Source organism: Stenotrophomonas sp. TWI377 (genome assembly GCF_039674525.1).
Classification (GTDB): domain Bacteria; phylum Pseudomonadota; class Gammaproteobacteria; order Xanthomonadales; family Xanthomonadaceae; genus Stenotrophomonas.
On sequence record NZ_JBDJNT010000001.1, the window covers coordinates 74,546 to 92,250 of the forward strand.

General features: G+C 68.1%; 14 protein-coding genes and 1 pseudogene. All 15 read right to left on the reverse strand.

Going from position 1 to position 17,705, the window contains the following annotated elements:
• Nucleotides 1-62: 62 nt before the first annotated feature.
• A complete protein-coding gene (locus ABE546_RS00325; protein WP_346462228.1) occupies nucleotides 63-2,306 on the reverse strand; it encodes a methyl-accepting chemotaxis protein in 2,244 nt (747 codons plus the stop codon).
• Between the two features lie 386 nt (nucleotides 2,307-2,692).
• Nucleotides 2,693-4,669: a chemotaxis protein CheA gene (locus tag ABE546_RS00330; RefSeq protein ID WP_313211879.1), complete on the reverse strand. Its 1,977-nt coding sequence runs from the start codon at nucleotides 4,667-4,669 to the stop codon at nucleotides 2,693-2,695.
• Between the two features lie 45 nt (nucleotides 4,670-4,714).
• Nucleotides 4,715-5,080: a response regulator gene (locus ABE546_RS00335; RefSeq protein ID WP_088435039.1), complete on the reverse strand. Its 366-nt coding sequence runs from the start codon at nucleotides 5,078-5,080 to the stop codon at nucleotides 4,715-4,717.
• The gene (locus ABE546_RS00340) at nucleotides 5,077-5,385 is read right to left on the reverse strand and encodes an STAS domain-containing protein (protein WP_313211878.1); all 309 of its coding nucleotides are present in this window, start codon (nucleotides 5,383-5,385) and stop codon (nucleotides 5,077-5,079) included. Before ABE546_RS00340 ends, ABE546_RS00335 begins: the two co-directional genes overlap by 4 nt.
• Nucleotides 5,386-5,455: 70 nt before the next feature.
• A complete protein-coding gene (locus tag ABE546_RS00345; protein WP_346462230.1) occupies nucleotides 5,456-6,613 on the reverse strand; it encodes a chemotaxis protein CheW in 1,158 nt (385 codons plus the stop codon).
• Complete coding sequence (locus ABE546_RS00350) at nucleotides 6,610-7,392, reverse strand: ParA family protein (protein WP_313211876.1); 783 nt, start codon at nucleotides 7,390-7,392, stop codon at nucleotides 6,610-6,612. The genes ABE546_RS00345 and ABE546_RS00350 overlap by 4 nt, the downstream gene beginning before the upstream one ends.
• A 161-nt stretch (nucleotides 7,393-7,553) precedes the next feature.
• Nucleotides 7,554-8,399: pseudogene (motD, locus tag ABE546_RS00355) on the reverse strand (flagellar motor protein MotD); the annotation flags it as partial.
• A gap of 1 nt (nucleotide 8,400) precedes the next feature.
• Nucleotides 8,401-9,141: a flagellar motor protein gene (locus ABE546_RS00360; RefSeq protein WP_346462232.1), complete on the reverse strand. Its 741-nt coding sequence runs from the start codon at nucleotides 9,139-9,141 to the stop codon at nucleotides 8,401-8,403.
• Between the two features lie 113 nt (nucleotides 9,142-9,254).
• The gene (locus ABE546_RS00365; protein WP_313211875.1) at nucleotides 9,255-11,078 is read right to left on the reverse strand and encodes a chemotaxis protein CheA; all 1,824 of its coding nucleotides are present in this window, start codon (nucleotides 11,076-11,078) and stop codon (nucleotides 9,255-9,257) included.
• 5 nt (nucleotides 11,079-11,083) lie between these two features.
• Nucleotides 11,084-11,698, reverse strand: a complete 615-nt coding sequence (locus ABE546_RS00370; RefSeq protein ID WP_346462234.1) for a protein phosphatase CheZ — start codon at nucleotides 11,696-11,698, stop codon at nucleotides 11,084-11,086.
• Nucleotides 11,698-12,090 carry a chemotaxis response regulator CheY gene (cheY, locus tag ABE546_RS00375; RefSeq protein WP_019182908.1) on the reverse strand — a complete coding sequence of 131 codons (393 nt, stop codon included), beginning with the start codon at nucleotides 12,088-12,090 and terminating at the stop codon, nucleotides 11,698-11,700. The genes ABE546_RS00370 and cheY overlap by 1 nt, the downstream gene beginning before the upstream one ends.
• Before the next feature lie 16 nt (nucleotides 12,091-12,106).
• Nucleotides 12,107-12,853, reverse strand: coding sequence for an RNA polymerase sigma factor FliA (locus ABE546_RS00380; RefSeq protein ID WP_019182907.1), 747 nt, complete (start codon nucleotides 12,851-12,853; stop codon nucleotides 12,107-12,109).
• The gene (locus ABE546_RS00385) at nucleotides 12,850-13,737 is read right to left on the reverse strand and encodes a MinD/ParA family protein (protein WP_019182906.1); all 888 of its coding nucleotides are present in this window, start codon (nucleotides 13,735-13,737) and stop codon (nucleotides 12,850-12,852) included. The genes ABE546_RS00380 and ABE546_RS00385 overlap by 4 nt, the downstream gene beginning before the upstream one ends.
• A complete protein-coding gene (gene flhF / locus ABE546_RS00390; protein WP_346462236.1) occupies nucleotides 13,724-15,454 on the reverse strand; it encodes a flagellar biosynthesis protein FlhF in 1,731 nt (576 codons plus the stop codon). Before flhF ends, ABE546_RS00385 begins: the two co-directional genes overlap by 14 nt.
• Nucleotides 15,455-15,603: 149 nt before the next feature.
• Nucleotides 15,604-17,691 carry a flagellar biosynthesis protein FlhA gene (flhA, locus tag ABE546_RS00395; protein WP_346462692.1) on the reverse strand — a complete coding sequence of 696 codons (2,088 nt, stop codon included), beginning with the start codon at nucleotides 17,689-17,691 and terminating at the stop codon, nucleotides 15,604-15,606.
• Between the last annotated feature and the right edge of the window lie 14 nt (nucleotides 17,692-17,705).

Below are 17,705 nucleotides of genomic sequence, written 5' to 3' on the forward strand. Positions count from 1 at the left end.
GAAACGACGACACCCCGCCGGAGCGGGGTGTCGAAGGGCGCGTGATCACGTGGCAGGCGCGATCAGAACTCCTGCCACTCGGTGTCGTTGGCCAGGGCCGGTTCGCGGGGGCTGACCCGGCGCGGTGCGGCAACGACGCTGCGCGGCTTGGCCGCTGCGACGGCTCGTGGCGCGGCCGGTGCATGGACCACGGTGGCCGGTGCCGCGTGCGCGTGGCTGTCCAGCTTGAACAGTGCGACAGCGTCGGTCAGGTGACCGGCCTGTTCTTCCATGGCACGGGCGGCGGCAGTGGCTTCTTCCACCAGCGCGGCGTTCTGCTGGGTGGTCTCATCCATCTGCACTACGGTCTGGTTGACCTGCTCGATGCCGGCCGACTGTTCCTGCGAGGCCGCGGAAATCTCGGCCATGATGTCGGTCACGCGCTGCACCGAGGCCACGATTTCGCCCATGGTCGCGCCGGCCTGGTTGACCAGCTGCGAGCCTTCGGCAACCTTGCCGACCGATTCGTCGATCAGGCCCTTGATCTCCTTGGCCGCGCCGGCCGAGCGCTGGGCCAGGGTGCGCACTTCAGAGGCGACGACCGCGAAGCCGCGACCCTGCTCGCCGGCGCGGGCGGCTTCCACCGCGGCGTTCAGCGCCAGGATGTTGGTCTGGAAAGCGATGCCGTCGATCACGGTGATGATGTCGGCGATGCGGCGCGAGGATGCGTCGATCTCGTGCATGGTGCTGACCACGCGGCCCACCACATCACCGCCCTGCGAGGCGACCGAGTGGGCGCCGATGGCCAGCTGGTTGGCCTGGCGGGCGTGTTCGGCGTTCTGGCGCACGGTGGAGGTCAGTTCCTCCATCGAGGCGGCGGTCTCTTCCAGATTGGCGGCCTGCTGCTCGGTACGACGCGACAGATCGTTGTTGCCCGAAGCGATTTCGCCGGCGGCGGTGCTGATGCTGGAGGACGCCTGCTGGATGCGGCCGACGATCTGGGTCAGCTGGGCGACGGTGGTGTTGGCATCGTCGCGCATCGAGGCGAACACCCCGTGGAACTCGCCCTGCATGCGCGCGGTGAGATCGCCGTTGGCGATGGACTGCAGCAGGTGCGAGAGCTGGGACAGATTGCCGTCGGCGACCTGCATCATCGTGTTGAGGTGCTCGATCATGACCCGGAAGTCGTGGTCGAAGCGTGTCGCATCGCCACGCTGGGTGAAGTCACCGGCGGCGGCGGCCTGGGCCAGCGACTGGATCTGCGTGTTGATCGCCAGCAGGCTCGCCTTGGCCGCATCCATCGATTCGTGCAGGATTGCGCGGGTGCCGGGCAGGCGGCGGGCGTTCGGCGAGAGATCGCCGGCGGCGTACTGGTTCAGGACGTTGATCGCGTCTTTGATCGAATCCAGGTGCTCGAAGATCACCGTGTTGATGCCGACGGCCAGCTGGCCATACACGCCCGGGAAATCTTCCGGAATGCGGTGGCTGATGTCCGGACCGGCGTGCATTTCCACCATCTGCTGGGTCTGCTCGGAGAAGCGGCGCAGCATCACGGTCATGTCGCGGGTGGCGGTCAGCATCTTGCCGGCTTCATCCTTGCTGGTGGCCTGGATGTTGACCGACAGATCGCCACGGGCGACCGACTGGATGGCGTGCACGGCCTGGCCAAGCGGGCGGGTGATGGCGCGCGAGATCACGACGCCCATCACGGCAGCCAGCAGCGACAGCAGCACGATGCAGCCGATGATCGCGTAGACGCTGTTCTGGTGCGTGGCGTTGGCGCTTTCGATGCGGCTGGCCATCACGCCGTTGCTGAACTCGCCCAGGTCCTTGAGTGCGGCGAACAGCGCGCGGCGTGCCGGGCGCGACTGTTCATCGGAGATCTGCTGGGCAGTGACGCCGTCGCCGGCGGCGATGGCGTCCTTGATCTGGCCGTTGGCCTTGAAGTAGTCGGCAGTGCGGGCGGCCACCACGTCGTACAACTGACGTTCCTTGTCGCCGGCCGGCAGCAGCGCGTAGGCGGCCAGCTCGGCGTTGACGATCTTGCCGGTGTCGGCCATGCGCTTGTCGTAGTCGGCGACCGACTCCGGCTTGTCCAGCACGGTCAGCTGGGCCATTTCGTAAGTGCGGAACTCGCCGAGCTGCGCGCGCACTTCGCCCAGGTGCTGGACCGAGGGAATGTCGTTGGTGCTCATCGCGCGCAGCTGGGCGTTGGCCTCGCCCAGGCGGACCAGGGCGAAGCTGCCCAGGGCCAGCGTCATCAACGTGGTGAGCGTGAAGCCTACCGCCAGCTTGCGGGCGATGGGCAGGTCGTGGAACCACTTCATGATTGAAACTCCGGGCAGGGCAGTGACGCACAGCCGTGGGGTGCTGGGCGGAATCAGCGGGATGGGAGAGAGTGGAGCGGAGGAGCGCGACGGTTGCCGTGGTCGCTACTTCGGATAGCGGCGCTGATCGACCGCAACTTGATAGTGCCGCGTCACATTTTTTTCACATTCGCCATCACGGCGCGATGGGCGGCGATGCTTGCTGTTGCAAGGGGTCGAGCGGTTTCTTCCGTACGCACGCGGACGGTGGGAGGGGGTGCTCGCCGCCTTGCGCGCTGACGGAGTTCACAGTTCGATGCGCCCTGATCAACACCCACGCACGCCCACGAAACAACGCCGCCGCTCCGGGGGAGCGGCGGCGTGGGGGACAGCATGATGGAGCCGCGTTATGCGGCCTGTGGCACCTTGAGCGAACGCACCAGGCCGCCGATGTCCACGATGAGGGCAACCCGGCCGTCGCCGAGAATGGTCGCACCGGAAACCCCGCTGATACGGCGGTAATTGTTCTCGATGTTCTTGACCACGACCTGCTGCTGGCCGACCAGTTCGTCCACTTCCAGCGCGATCTTCTGGCCATCGCCTTCAACGACCACCACCAGCGGATCGTCCATGGCACGGCCACCGTAGCCGTAGTACTCGCTGAGCGAGAGGATCGGCAGATACTCGCCGCGCACCCGCAGCACCCGGCCTTCGCCAGCCATGGTGCGCACATCGTCGGCCTGCGGCTGCAGGGCTTCGAGCACATAGGCCAGGGGCAGGATCAACGTTTCGCCGGCGACCGAAACGGTCATGCCATCCAGGATCGCCAACGTCAGCGGCAGGCGGATCAGCACGCGGGTGCCGTTGCCGGCCTGGCTTTCCAGCTGTACTTCGCCACCCAGCGCCTGGATGTTGCGGCGGACCACATCCATGCCGACGCCACGACCGGACAGATCCGTGACGGCATCGGCGGTGGAGAAGCCGGGCTGGAAGATGAGATCCCAGACCTGCGCGTCGGTGGGGTTGTCCGGCACGCTCAGGCCGCGTTCGAGCGCCTTGGACAGGATCTTGTCGCGGTTCAGGCCGCGGCCGTCATCGCTGACTTCGATCACGATGTGGCCGCCCTGGTGCGAGGCCGCCAAGGTGATCGTACCGGTTTCGTCCTTGCCCGCCTCGCGACGCACGTCCGGCATTTCCAGGCCATGGTCGATGGAGTTGCGGACCAGGTGCACGAGCGGATCGGCGATCTTCTCGATCAGGCCCTTGTCCAGTTCGGTGCCTTCGCCGATGGTGCGCAGGCGCACGTGCTTGCCCAGGCGCGAGGACAGATCGCGGACCAGGCGCGGGAAGCGGCGGAACACCGCGTCCACCGGCAGCATGCGCACGCCGATGACCGCTTCCTGCAGATCGCGGGTATTGCGTTCCAGCAGATCCAGGCCGGTCAGCAGCTGCTCGGCCTGCGCCGGATCCAGCGCGTGCGAGACCTGCTTGAGCATGGCCTGGGTGATGACCAGTTCGCCGACCAGATTGATCAGCGCATCGACTTTGTCCACGCTGACGCGGATCGAGGTCTCGGCTTCATGAGCGGCGGCGGCGGGCGGTGCGGCCGCCGCCGGTGCCGCAGGGGCGACGACGGCGGGTTTGGCCTCGACCGGCGCGCTGGTGGCCAGGCTCGGCGGTGCGGCCGGACGGATGTCCAGTTCGCAGTCGTCCACGACCCAGGCGAAGGTATCTTCGATCTTGCTGCGCGGTACCTTGCCGACCAGGCCGAGGTCCCATGCCAGGTGAGCTTCGAGCGGATCAAGCTGGTCGAAACCGGGCAGGCGATCCAGACGTGCGGCGACCTGCAGCGAGCCCAGGTGCTCGAGCTCGCGGATGATGCGCAGTGGGTCGTTGCCGCTCATGAACAGCGATGGCGCCGGCACGAAACCGATCTGCCACGCCTCCGGGGTGTCATCGACCTTGGCGGCCGCGACCGGTGCCGCCGCGGCGGCGTGGCCGGACAGCACCGCTTCCAGGCGCGCCTTGACCTCGGCGACCGCCTGCGGATCTGCAGCCTGGCCGTGTTCGGCTTCGCGCAGCAGCGCGCGCAGCACGTCCACCGACGCCAGCATCGCATCAACCGCGGCCGGCTCCAGCGCCCGCTTGCCGGCGCGCAGTTCGTCCAGCAGCGTTTCCAGCACGTGGGTCAGCGCGGCGATCGCATCGAAGCCGAAGGTGCCGGCGCCGCCCTTGATCGAGTGCGCGGCGCGGAACACCGAGTTGATGATCTCCGGGTCCTGCTGCCCCGATTCGAGCGCTAGCAGGCCAGCTTCCATCGCATCCAGCCCCTCGCGGCTTTCTTCGAAGAAGGTGGCGTGGAAACGTTGCAGATCCATGCTCATGGTGCGGGGTGTCCAGTTGCGAGGGGAGGGAAGGGTGAAGCGGGATCAGCCCAGGACTTTCTGGACGGTGGCGACCAGCTGTTCCGGGTTGAACGGCTTGACCAGCCAGCCGGTCGCGCCGGCGGCCTTGCCTTCGGACTTCTTGTCCGCGGCCGATTCGGTGGTCAGCATCAGCATCGGGGTGAACTTGTAGTCCGGCAGCTGGCGCAGCTCACGGATCAGCGCGATGCCATCCATGTTGGGCATGTTGACGTCGGTGACCACCGCGTTGAAGCGTTGGCCCTTGGCACGACCGAGGGCGACCGCGCCGTCTTCGGCTTCCTCGACGGAAAAGCCGGCCGAGGTGAGGGCGAAAGAGACCATCTGGCGCATCGACGCCGAATCGTCCACCACCAAGATACGTGCGCTCATGCAGCGTTCTCCACAGATTTCAGGTTGTCATGGGGTGCATCCAGGCCGAGGGCCTGGGTGACGCCGAGCAGGCGCGCGGCATCACGGAAGGTTGCGGTGCAACCGTGGAATCCGGTGGGATGCCCGGCCTTGCGGCGGGCCTCGACGAATGCGCACAGCACCTGCACCGAGGCGGTATGGATACGGCCGACCTGGCTGGCATCCAGCATCAGATCGCCGGCCTGATCCACCAGGGGGGCCAAACGTGTTTTCAGCTCGGTGCTGGTCTCGATACCGAGATCATCACCCAGGGCCACAGTGCTCATCATTGCTCCGGACAAACGGTTCCGAGGTCTATAACGGCATTAACCCGGGAAGCTTTAGCCGTTGCGGCGGTCAGTTCAGCAGCTGGGTTGCATCCAGCAGGATCATCGGCTGGGCGCCGCCGCGGGCCACGCCGCGGAAGAGGTCGTTGGAGATCTGGCAGATGCGGGCGGTATCGGGGGGTTCGATCTGCGAATCGGTGAGGTTGGCGACATCCTCCACGGCCGAAACGCGCAGCCCCATCGTCTCGCCGTTCTCTTCCAGCACCACGATGCGGGTATTGGCGTCGTTGCCGGCCGCGCTGCTGCCCAGGTGGATCCCCAGGTCCATCACCGGCACCACCTGGCCGCGCAGGTTCATGATGCCCAGCATTGCCGGCGAGGTGCCGCGCAGCGGCAGCAACGGCACCGGCAGGACCACTTCCTGGACCTTGAGCAGCTCCAGTGCGTAGGCCTGGGCGCCGCAGCGCAGGCGCAGCCAGCGCGAGGTGCGCTCGCTGGCGCGGCGGCTCTCGCGCGGGCTGGAGGCCGGGTCGCGTGCCTGGCGTTGTAGTTCCTCCCAGCTGCCAGGGCGACTCTGCGCCAGTGAGGGGGTACCGGCGCGGACGCTGGTAGCGGCCGGCATCGGCGGCATCGGCGTCATGGAAGGCATCGGCCGGGCGATCGGTGCGCGGGCGGTTGGCAGCGCGGCGACCGGTGCCGGGGCGGGCGCCACCGCCGGCGAGGGTGCCGTCGCAGGCGCGTCGGTGCCTGCATCCACGGAATCGGTTTCGTAGACGACCTCGGCTGGCAGGTCGTCCCAGCTTGGGCGGGATTCGTCCACGGGCGCGGGCATCGCGCCGCTGAGGAGGGGGTCGTTGCGCAGCTCATCGAGCAGGTCGTCGAAGCCTGGCGCAGGCGCCGCGAGGGCAGCCTGCACAGGCGCGGCGTCCAGCGCCTGCACCTCCGTGGGGAGCGTCATCGCGCCGCTCAGCAGCGGATCGTTGCGCAGTTCATCCAGCAGGTCGTCGAAGCCTGGCGCGACGGCACTCGCTTCAGCCGCCGGGGCTAGTTCGGCGACGCCCGCGTTGCCGGTGGCAGACTCGGCTTGGACTGCTTCGACTGCTTCGACTGCGGCGAGCGCATCAACCACCTCGACCCCCGCGACGGACACCGGCGCCTCGGCCGGCGCCGGCATCGCGTCGCCGAGCAGCTGCTCCAGGTAGTCGTCGAGGACCCCCGCGGTGTTCATGCCGCGCGCTCCATCTGCTGCGCGTCGTCGGCCAGGATCCATTCCAGGGCGCGGCGATAGGCGGCCAGGCCACGCCCGGGGTAATCCTCCGATTGCGGCGGCACGGTGAGGCTGGCGGCGTTGCAGATGCGGGTGTCGACCGGGATCGCGTCTTCCCAGACGCGGTGGCCGTGCTTGTCCTGCATCAGCTTGACGGTTTCGTTGCCGGCGCGGGTGCGGCGGTCGAACAGGGTCGGCAGAATCGACATCGGCAGCGGGCGGCGGCGCGAGCGCTCGACCATTTCGCCGGTGCGGACCATGCCATCCAGGCCGTGCAGGGCCAGCGGCTCGGCCTGGGTCGGGATGATCAGGCGGTCGGCCGCAGCCAGTGCGTTGATCATCAACAGGCCCAGGGTGGGGGCGCAATCGAGCAGGATGTAATCGTGCTGGCCCTGATGGCGGCCCAACGCATTCTGCAGGGCCAGGCCGAGGCCGGGCTGGTTAGCGCTGCGGCGCTCCAGCGTGGCCAGCGCGGCCTGCGCGCAGACGTAGTCCAGGCCCGGGATGTCGCTGCGGTGGGCGAGGGTGGAGAGCTCGGCCGGTGGCGCGGCGAACAGTTCCAGCACGCCCTGCGGCGGCGGATCCAGCGGCACGCCGAAGGCGCGGGTCAGCGACGAATGCGGATCCAGATCGATCAACAGTACGCGGTGGCCCTGCGTGGCCAGACCGCGGCCGAGCGCAAGCGTCGTGGTGGTCTTGCCCACGCCGCCCTTCTGATTGGCAACAGCCCAGATACGCATGCGGTTCACTCCTTCATTGCGGGCGGAACGGCGGCGCCAACGCGGCTGCCGGCCGGCACCGGTGGCAACTGCACCGGTGCGATGGGGGTAACAGGGGTGCCGGCGGCGGTTGCCTGGGTGGCATCGGCCGCCTCGGCATCGGCGCTGAGCCGGTCGGTGATCGGATCGATGGTCTGCGCGGTGTCGGCCAGGATGATCACCATCACCCGCCGGTTGCGGTTGCGGCCTTCGGCGCTGGCATTGTCTTCGCGGGGGCGGAACTGGCCGTAGCCGACCATCGCCAGCCGTGCCGGCTGCAGGCCCTGATCAGCGAACAGATGCACCACGCTGGCCGCACGCCCGGCCGACAGCTCCCAGTTGGAGGGGAACAGCGAGGTGGCGATCGGGATGTTGTCGGTGTGGCCTTCCACGCGCACGCCATTGGGCGCATCGCGCAGCACTTCGGCCAGTTTGGAGAGGGTGTCGCGCGCGTGCACATCCAGCGTGGCCGAGCCGGTCGGGAACAGGATGTCGCTGTTGATCTCCACTTCGATCCACAGCTCGGTGCGGCGCACGGTGATCATGCCGCGGTCGATCAGCGGCGCCAGCGTGGCGGTGAGCTTGTCGGCGATGCCGTTGAGCTGGCGCTCGGCTCGCTGCAGCTGTGCCTGGTTGCGGATCGAGACCGGCATGCGCATCTGCGAGGCCATCGCCGGCAGCAGGGTCGGGTCGTTGCTGGGGGCGGGGGCGGAGGGGCCGATCTTGGTCCCGGCCCTGATCACCGAGGGGCTGTCCCAGCCGCCGCCCTGGACCTGCTGGTTGCCGACCTGCACCGGGTTGATGGTGCGCGGCGCGCCACCAAAGGCGGTGGTCAGCGCGTCAGCCATGATCCGGTACTTGCCCTCGTTGAGCGAGGAGATGGCGTACATCACCACGAAGAAGGCGAGCAGCAGCGTCATGAGGTCGGCGTAAGGGATCGCCCAGGCCTCATGGTTGGCATGTTCTTCGTGGTGCTTGCGGCGGGCCATGTCAGTGCAGGAACCCGGACAGGTTGGTTTCGATGTTGCGCGGGTTCTCACCCTGGGCGATCGAGATCAGGCCCTCGATGATCATCTCGCGGTCGCGGCTGTTGTGGTGGATCACGCTCTTGAGCTTGGCCGAGACCGGCAGGAACAGCAGGTTGGCCGAGGCGATGCCGTAGATGGTGGCGGTGAAGGCCGCTGCGATGCCGTGGCCGAGCTTGCTCGGATCGGCAAGATTCTTCATCACCGCGATCAGGCCGAGCACCGCGCCGATGATGCCCAGCGTCGGCGCATAGATGCCCATGCCCTCGAACACCTTGGAGGCGGCCAGGTCCTGGCTCTCCTGGCTGCTCAGCTCGATCTCCATCATGTGCCGGATGGTTTCCGGCTCCACGCCGTCCACCAGCAACTGCAGCCCCTTGCGCAGGAACGGATCGTCCTGGGCGTCGACCTGCGCTTCCAGACCGAGCAGGCCCTGGCGGCGTGCGATGTTGCTCCACTCCACGATCTGCTGGATCAGGTGGCGGCGGTCGCTGATCGGCGGCAGGATCACCCACTTCACGATCTTGAAGGCGTGCTTGAACACGGCCGGCGAGGTGTGCAGCAGGATCGAGGCGATGGTGCCGACGATGACGATCACGAAGGCGGCCGGCGACCACAGCGACGCCAGACCAGCCCCCTTGAGGATGCTGCCGCCGACCAGTGAGGCCAACGCGAGGAAAAGTCCAATGAGGCTGAGTCTGTCCATGGGTCCGTTATCGGCTTGTGTGAATGGGACTTGAGATGCCGAAGGAATCCGGTGGGGCGGCGGTCACAGTTTTTGGGGGTAAAGCAGCCGACCAACGGTCGGCTCTACCGGCGTCAGCGGAGGCCGTCTACGTCGAGGATCAGCGACATGCGGCCGTCGCCGATCAGGGTGGCACCGGCGTAGCCGCGCAGGCCGCGCAGGGCCTTGGGCAGCGGCTTGATCACCACTTCCTCGCGGCCGCGGACCTGGTCGACCACGAGGCCGAAGCGGGCTTCACCGGCCTGCAGCACCACGATGGTCAGCAGCGAGGACGGCATCGGCTCCACATCCAGCCAGTGACGCAGATCCACCAGGGCCAGCGTGTGCGATTTGCGGTCCAGCACGGCGCGGCCGTCGAACCAGCCCAGGGACGTGTTGGGGGCGTGCAGCACCTCCATCACGCGGGCCAGGGGCAGGGCGTAGACGTCTTCGCCGGCCTGCACCAGCAGGGTTGGCAGGATCGCCAGGGTCAGCGGCACGCGGATCATGAAGCGGCTGCCGCGGCCCAGCTCGGACTGGATCTGGATCTGGCCGCTGAGCTCGCGGATGCGGGACTGGACCACGTCCATGCCCACGCCGCGGCCGGAGATGTCGGTGACCTGCTGCTTGGTCGAGAAGCCGGGCAGGAACACCAGGTGCAGGCATTCCTCGCTGCTCAGGCGGGCGGCGGCCTCCGGATCGATCAAGCCCTTCTCGCGTGCTTTCTGACGCAGGCGTTCCGGGTCGATACCCGCGCCGTCGTCCTGCACTTCGATGCTGACGTAGTCGCCTTCCTGCTGGGCCGACAGGCGCACGTGGCCACTGCGTGGCTTGCCCTGGGCCTCGCGCAGGTCCGGCATTTCCACGCCGTGGTCGATCGCGTTGCGGACCAGATGGACCAGCGGATCGGCCAGCGCTTCGACCAGGTTGCGGTCCAGCTCGGTTTCCGCGCCGATCAGCTCAAGCTCGACCTCCTTCTTCAGCGACCGCGCGACATCGCGTGCCACCTTGGGGAAGCGCGAGAACACCTTGCCGACCGGCTGCATGCGGGTGCGCATGACCGCCGACTGCAGGCGCGCGGTGGCGATGTCCAGCGTGGAGACCGCGCGGTCCAGTTCTTCATCGTGCAGGCGCGCACGCAGGGTCTTGAGCCGGTTGCGCGAGAGCACCAGCTCGCCGATCAGGTTGACGATCGCATCCAGGCGTTTGGTGTCCACGCGCACGGTGTGTTCGGCTTCGGCGAGCGGCTTGGCCGGGGCCGGCTTGGCGCTCGGCGCGGCCGGCGCAGCCACGGCGCGCGGTGCAGCCACCGGCGCGGCGGCAACGGCCTTGGCACCAGGAACGGCGCCACCGTGCAGCTGGTCCAGCAGGGCTTCGAACTCGTCCTCGCCGATCAGGCCGTCATCTTTTTTCGGGGCCGCGATGGCGGTCGGTGCGGCGCCGCCGTGCAACTGGTCAAGCAGCGCCTCGAACTCATCATCGGTGATCATCTCGCCGCCGCTGCTGGCCGTGGCGGTGGCCGCAGGCGCCGGCGAGGCCGGCCCGTTGACGTCGAACTGGGCGATCAGCTCCGGCGGGGCATAGCCCGGCTCGGTCCCGGCCGAGACCGAATCCAGCATCGACTGCAGGTAATCCAGCGATTGCTGGGCTGCATCGAAGTGGTGGGCCTGCAGCGTGGCCTGGCCCGAGCGGGCCATGCCAAGGGTTTCCTCGGCGGCGTGGCACAGCTCGACCATCGCCTGGATGCCGAGGAAGCCGGCACCGCCCTTGAGCGTGTGGAAGCCACGGAACACGGCGTTGAGCTGGTCGGCATCCTGGGGCGCCTGCTCCAGCGACACCAGCTGTTCGCCGAGGCGATCCAGGATTTCCTGGGCCTCGAGGATGAAGTCGGCAGCGATATCGTCTGGCACAGCACTCATGGTCGTTACAGTCCCAGGTCCGAGAGCAGGTCGTCGGCGTCGTTCTGTGACACCGCGTGGCGATCCAGGCCATTCACGGCCGGGCCGGCCAGGCCGTTGGTGTCGCGCTTCTTGTCGTCTTCCTGCGGGGGCAGGCCCAGCGCACCGAAGCCCTCATGCACGCGACGCACGATCCCGACCACGCGGCGGATGATCTGCCCGGTCAGGTCCTGGTAGCTCTGCGTCAGCGCGATTTCGGTGAGGTTGTGGCGGATCCGGTCCAGCTGCTGGCCCTGGTCGGGCGTCAGCCCATTGGCGCGCAGCTGTTCGGTGAGCGAGCGACATTCCTCGGCCAGGTCCAGGGTGCGGTGGGTGGCCTGTTCGGTCATCGCCACCACGTGGTCCAGGCGCGCGCAGGCGTCATCCAGTTCGCCGGCTTCGCTGGGCAGGCTGGGCAGCTCGCCCAGGGCCTGGCCGAGTTCGCGGGCCAGGCGGTTCAGGCCGGCCATCATCGGCTGCGTGCGCAGCGCGGCGAGGGCGTCGATTTCCCGGCGCCAGCAGGCTTCGTCGCCAGTTTCCAGCGCGGCCAGGGCATCCTGCAGGCGCTGCACCAACGCGGATTTGTCGCTCAGGGTCTCCATCAGGCGCTCGCTGCCAGGCGTTCGAAGATCTTGCCGAGCTTCTCTTCCAGCGTCTGCGCGGTGAAGGGCTTGATGATGTAGCCGTTCACGCCGGCCTGGGCCGCTTCGATGATCTGCTCGCGCTTGGCTTCGGCGGTCACCATCAGCACCGGCAGGGTCTTGAGCTTGGCATCGGCACGCACGGCCTTGAGCAGGTCGATGCCGGTCATCACCGGCATGTTCCAGTCGGTGACCACGAAATCGAACGGCTGGCTCTGCAACATAGCCAGCGCGGCATGCCCGTCCTCGGCTTCGGCCGTATTGGTGAAGCCCAGATCGCCCAGCAGGTTCTTGACGATACGACGCATGGTCGAAAAGTCGTCGACGATCAGGATACGCATGTTCTTGTTCAAAGCACTTTCCTCGATTTCAATGGTTCTCGAGGCCGGCGTCTGCCGCCTCGAAGATCTTCAGCCGGCCCCGCAGGCGCAGCACGGCCTGGCCATGGATCTGGCACACGCGCGATTCGCTCACACCCAGTACGGCGCCGATCTCTTTCAGGTTCAGTTCCTGCTCGTAGTACAGCGACAGGACCAGCTGTTCGCGCTCGGGCAGCAGGCCGATCGCGTTGCCCAGCTCGCGCCCGAACTCGCCGCGTTCCAGCACCTGCTGCGGGGTCGGGCCGCCCTGGGCGACGGTGTCCAGCTCGCCCTGGTCTTCGATCCGCGATTCCAAGCTCAGCACCTGGCCGCGCGAGGCGTCTTCCATCAGCCGCAGGTAATCCGGCAGCGGCATGTCCATCGCGGCCGCCACTTCGGTGGCGCTGGCGGCGCGGCCGGTGCTCTGCTCGAGGCGACGGATGGTGGCGGCGGCATCCCGGGCACGGCGGTGGACCGAGCGCGGCACCCAGTCGCCCCGGCGGATCTCGTCGATCATCGAACCGCGGATACGGATCGAGGCGTAGGTTTCGAACGAGGCGCCCTGGTCGGCGTCGTAGCTGCGCGAGGCCTCGATCAGGCCCATCATGCCGGCCTGGATCAGGTCGTCCACTTCCACGCTCGCCGGCAGGCGCGCGGCAAGATGGTGGGCGATCCGCCGGACGAGGTCCGAGTGCTGGGCAATGCACTCGTTGGCCGCGGTCCGCTGGACCTCTTTGTATTGTGCTGCGCCCTTCATACCGTCACCCCGCGTTGCTTGAGGATGCGTTCCAGGAAGAACTCGACCCCGCCACGCGGCTCGGTCGGGGCCTGCCAGCGGGCGGTGCGGCGCGCGATCTCGGTCAGCGCCAGGGCGGCCGGGCTGGACGGGTAGGCCTTCACCACCGGCTGCTGGCGCTGCACCGACAGGCGCAGCCAGTCATCCTGCGGCACGCAGCCCAGGTAGTTCAGCGAGACATCGGCGAGGAACTTCTCGCACACGCGGCTCAGCTTTTCGTACAGCACGCGGCCTTCGTTCGGGTCGCGGACCATGTTGGCCACCACCTGGATGCGGTCCACGCCGCGCTCGCGCGAGAGCACCTTGATCAGCGCGTAGGCGTCGGTGATCGACGCCGGCTCATCGCAGACCACCACCACGGTGTCCTGTGCGGCCTGGCAGAAGGTCAGCACGCCATCGGTGATGCCGGCGGCGGTATCCACGATCATGATGTCCAGCTCGCGCTCGAGCTCGGAGAACACGTTGACCAGGCCGACGTGCTCGGCCGGCTGCAGCTCGGCCATGTGGCGACGGCCGGAGGCGGCCGGGACCACCAGCACGCCGCCGGGGCCTTCCATGATCACTTCTTCCAGCGTGCAGCGCCCGGCGACCAGGTCGGCCAGGGTCACCTTCGGCTGCAGGCCCAGGATCACGTCGATGTTGGCCAGGCCGAGGTCGGCGTCCAGCAGCAGCGTGCGTTTGCCCATGTCTGCCAGCGCCACGGCCAGATTGGCCGAAACGTTCGTTTTGCCCACGCCGCCCTTGCCGCCGGTGACGGCGATGGTGCGGACCGGGCCCAGCGGCTGGCTTCGGGTAGCCGACAACGGGAAGGTCTTGGTCAGCTTGGCGTACTCACGCGACGGCATGGTTCAACTCCGGGTTGCAGGGCATATCGGCCGCGCGGCGCAAATCTTCAAGGCGAAGTACAAGATTGGCCGCACTGGCACGGTGCAGGTCTTCAGGAACGTCCTGGCCATCGGTGACCCAGGTGATCGGCAGGCGGTGGTCCACGGCCACCGACAGGGCGCTGCCGAAGCGGCCGGTCTCGTCGAGCTTGCTCAGCACCACGCCCTGCGGGTTGGCGGCGCTGAAGCGGCGGACCACCTCGTCCATGTCGCCGAAGCTGGTGTTGGCCGGCAGCACCAGCAGGGTGCGGATCTGCTGGGCCGCGCGCAGCCACTGCAGCTGGGCGGCCAGGGCGCGGTCACGCGGGCCCAGGCCCGCGGTGTCGATCAGGACCAGCTTGTAGTCCTTCAGGCGCTCCAGCAGTTGGTTCAGATCGCTGCCGCTGCTGGCTTCATGGACCGCGATGCCGAGCTGCCGGCCGAAGCCGTACAGCTGCTCGCGGGCGCCGATGCGGCCGGTATCGGTGGTGACCAGGGCGACATCGCGGGCCGCATGCGCCTCGGCAAAGCGCGAGGCCAGCTTGGCGATGGTGGTGGTCTTGCCGGCGCCGGTGGGGCCGACCAGGGCGATCACGCCGCCGGCTTCGAGCGGGTCGACCGGGGCGATCGGCAGCTTTTTGGAGAGCAGGCCGAGCATCAGCCCGCGGCCACGGTGGGCTTCGGTGTCCAGCGGAATCTGCATCGCCACGTCGCGGCTGATGCCGGCATCGAAGCCGTACTCGTCCATCAGGTCCAGTGCCGCAGCGCGGACCGGCGAGCCGCGCAGGCGCTCATCGGTGAAGCGGTTCATCTCGCGCTCGATGACATGGCGCATGCCGGCCACTTCGTGACGCAGCTGGCGGATCTCTTCGTCATCACGCTGCACCACCACCAGTTCGGCGGCCGGCTGGGGCTGGGCCTGCGCCGGTTCGGCGACAACGGCGGGCGCCGGGTTTTCGGCACGCGCTTGGGCGGCCGTGTCCTGCGCTGCCACGACGCTCTCGACCGCGGGCAGGGCCGGCGGCACGGTGACGCTGACCGGCAGCGGCGGCATCGCCACGGCCGCGGCCGGCACGTGCATCTGGAAGTGCGGTTCGTCGTCCATCGGCGGGTCGATGACGAAGCGCGCGCGGTTGATCGGCGGGTTCACGGCCGCCACGGTGGGCTCGGCGACAGGCGGCTCAGGCTGCAGCAGCGCTGGCGACGCGGCCGCGGCCTGCTCGACATTGAACGGCGCGAAGATCTGCTCCGGCAGCGACGGTTCGTTGACGGCCGGGCCGACGCTGGCACGGGCCAGGGTGGCGGCGAAGCCACTGCTGCCCGGCGGCGGCACGATCTCGTTGGCGGTATCCAGGGTGCGACCGGTGGCGCCGACGGCGGCGCGGGCCAGCGCGGCGACGGCCGAGGTGGTCGCGGCCACCGGCTCGGGCGCGGCGACCGGGGCCCTGCGGCGGGTCACGGCGGCGATCACGGCATCGGCGGCGCTGCGCGGGCGCGGCACCGGCGGTGGGGCCACGTCCTTGCGGGCCGCTTCCAGCGCACGCTGCACGGCGCTTTCGTCATAGTTGGCCGCCGCCACGATTTCGACACCTTCCTCGATCCGGCGGTTGGACAGGATCACTGCGTCCGGTCCGTGTTCCTTGCGCACCAGGTTCATGGCCGAGCGCATATCGGAGGCGACGAAGCGTTTGATTTTCATGCTGTGGTACCGGGACTGGGGCGGCGGAGTCGTGGAAGGGAAACGCTGGTTGTCGGTGGTCTGCACGGTCAGGGAGTCCCTTTATTTCCTGCTGCGGTGAAATCGAATGAGGTGTCTGTTTTCTGTCGCGGTACCGTCGGGCGCCCGGCTCAACTGATCGTGCCGACCAGCTTCAACCGTTTGTCCTCGGGCACCTCGCTGTAGGCGAGTACGGACAGCGAGGGGACGCTGTGGCGTACCAGCCGTGCCAGCGCCGCACGTACCGGGCCAGGTACCAGCACGACCGCGGGCTCGTTCTTCGCTTCCTGCTTGCCGACACATTCGGCCAGGCTTTGATGCAGTCGCTCGGCGAGTCCGGGTTCCAGCGCGGCGCCGTTGCCCTGCGTGGACTCCTGCAAGACCCGTTCCAGTTGCGGGTTGAGGGTGAACACCGGCAGCTCCGGCGACATTCCGGCGATCTCCTGCACGATGAAACGGCCCAGCGCGTTGCGCACGGCAGCGGTGAGCACGGCCGGGTCCTGGCTGGTCGGCGCGCTTTCCACCAGCGATTCGACGATCTTGCGCAGCTGGCGGATCGGGATGCGCTCGATCAGCAGGTTCTGCAATACCCGCACCACGGCCGACAGCGGCAGCGACTTGGGCGTCAGATCTTCGACGAGCTTGGGAGCGCTCTTGGCCAGGTTGGCCAGCAGCTGCTGCACTTCCTCGTGGCCGAGCAGCTCCGGGGCGTGCTCCCGAATCAGGTGCGACAGATGGGTGGCGACCACGGTGGCCGGGTCGACCACGGTGTAGCCCATCGATTCGGCATTGGCGCGCTGGTGCGGCTGGATCCAGGTGGCATCCAGGCCGAAGGCGGGGTCCTTGCCGGCAATGCCTTCCAGCGTGCCCAGCGCACTGCCCGGGTCCAGCGCGAGTTCGCGGTCGGGATGGATCTCTGCGGTGGCCACCGGCACCCCGTGGATCAGCAGGCGGTACGCGGTCGCCGGCAGTTCCAGGTTGTCGCGGATATGGACGGAGGGAATCAGGAAGCCGATGTCGTGGGTGAGCTTGCGGCGCACCCCCTTGATCCGCGCCATCAGCTCGCCGCCCTGGTTCTTGTCCACCAACGGGATCAACCGGTAGCCGACTTCTAGGCCGAGCGGATCGACCGGGCGCAGTTCATCCCAGGTCAGCTCGGCGGTGGGCGAGGGCGAGGGCGCGGCGCCGGGCAGGCCGAGGGTATCGGGACGGTTGGCGGCGGGAGATTCGGCGGCGCGGGCTTCGGCCGTGCTCTTCTTCCAGGCCTTCCACGCGATGAAGAAGAGGATCGCGGCCAGCGTCAAGAAGGCGACGTTGGGCATGCCCGGCACCAGGCCGACCACCGCCAGAATCGCGGCGGCGATGGTCAGCGCACGGTACTGGCCGAACACCTGGCCCATCATGGCCTGGGCCATGTCCTGCGAGCGCGAGGCGCGGGTGACCAGCATGGCGACCGCCGAGGACACCAGCAGCGCCGGGAGCTGGGCGACCAGGCCGTCACCGATGGAGAGCAGGGTGTAGGTCGCGGCGGCATCCCCAAACGGCATGCCGTGCTGGAGCACGCCGACCGCCAGGCCACCGACCAGGTTGATGAACAGGATCAGGATGCCGGCGATCGCATCGCCGCGGATGAACTTGCTGGCACCGTCCATCGCGCCGTAGAAGTCGGCTTCCTCGCGGACCTCCTCACGACGGGCCTTGGCCTCTTCACGCGTCAGCAAACCGGCGTTGAGATCGGCGTCGATCGCCATCTGCTTGCCGGGCATGGCATCGAGGATGAAGCGTGCGGTCACTTCGGAGACGCGCCCGGCACCCTTGGTGATCACCACGAAGTTGATGATGGTCAGGATCGCGAACACCACGATGCCGACCGCGTAGTTGCCGCCGATCACGAACTCACCGAACGAGGCGATCACCTTGCCGGCCGCTTCGTGGCCGTTCTGGCCGTTGAGCAGGATCACGCGGGTGGAGGCCACGTTCAATGCCAGCCGCAGCATCGTGGTGACCAGCAGCACGATCGGGAAGATGGTGAAATCCAGCGGGCGCTTCACGTAGACCACCGCCAGCAGCACCATCAGCGAGATGGCGATGTTGAAGGTGAACAGTGCATCGAGCACCGGCGGCGCCAGCGGCACCACCACCATGGCCAGCAGGGCCAGCACGATCAGCGGGGCCCCCAGGCCGTGGCGGATCATGTCCAGCGCGCGGCGCACGTTCATCCCGGCAGGTTGCG

Excerpts from the sequence above, each read along its gene's own strand:
- ABE546_RS00325 (WP_346462228.1), bottom strand. The coding sequence starts at position 2,306 with ATGAAGTGGTTCCACGACCTGCCCATCGCCCGCAAGCTGGCGGTAGGC.
- ABE546_RS00330 (WP_313211879.1), bottom strand. The coding sequence starts at position 4,669 with ATGAGCATGGATCTGCAACGTTTCCACGCCACCTTCTTCGAAGAAAGC.
- ABE546_RS00335 (WP_088435039.1), bottom strand. The coding sequence starts at position 5,080 with ATGAGCGCACGTATCTTGGTGGTGGACGATTCGGCGTCGATGCGCCAG.
- ABE546_RS00340 (WP_313211878.1), bottom strand. The coding sequence starts at position 5,385 with ATGAGCACTGTGGCCCTGGGTGATGATCTCGGTATCGAGACCAGCACC.
- ABE546_RS00345 (WP_346462230.1), bottom strand. The coding sequence starts at position 6,613 with ATGAACACCGCGGGGGTCCTCGACGACTACCTGGAGCAGCTGCTCGGC.
- ABE546_RS00350 (WP_313211876.1), bottom strand. The coding sequence starts at position 7,392 with ATGCGTATCTGGGCTGTTGCCAATCAGAAGGGCGGCGTGGGCAAGACC.
- ABE546_RS00360 (WP_346462232.1), bottom strand. The coding sequence starts at position 9,141 with ATGGACAGACTCAGCCTCATTGGACTTTTCCTCGCGTTGGCCTCACTG.
- ABE546_RS00365 (WP_313211875.1), bottom strand. The coding sequence starts at position 11,078 with ATGAGTGCTGTGCCAGACGATATCGCTGCCGACTTCATCCTCGAGGCC.
- ABE546_RS00370 (WP_346462234.1), bottom strand. The coding sequence starts at position 11,698 with ATGGAGACCCTGAGCGACAAATCCGCGTTGGTGCAGCGCCTGCAGGAT.
- ABE546_RS00380 (WP_019182907.1), bottom strand. The coding sequence starts at position 12,853 with ATGAAGGGCGCAGCACAATACAAAGAGGTCCAGCGGACCGCGGCCAAC.
- ABE546_RS00385 (WP_019182906.1), bottom strand. The coding sequence starts at position 13,737 with ATGCCGTCGCGTGAGTACGCCAAGCTGACCAAGACCTTCCCGTTGTCG.
- flhF (WP_346462236.1), bottom strand. The coding sequence starts at position 15,454 with ATGAAAATCAAACGCTTCGTCGCCTCCGATATGCGCTCGGCCATGAAC.
- flhA (WP_346462692.1), bottom strand. The coding sequence starts at position 17,691 with ATGAACGTGCGCCGCGCGCTGGACATGATCCGCCACGGCCTGGGGGCC.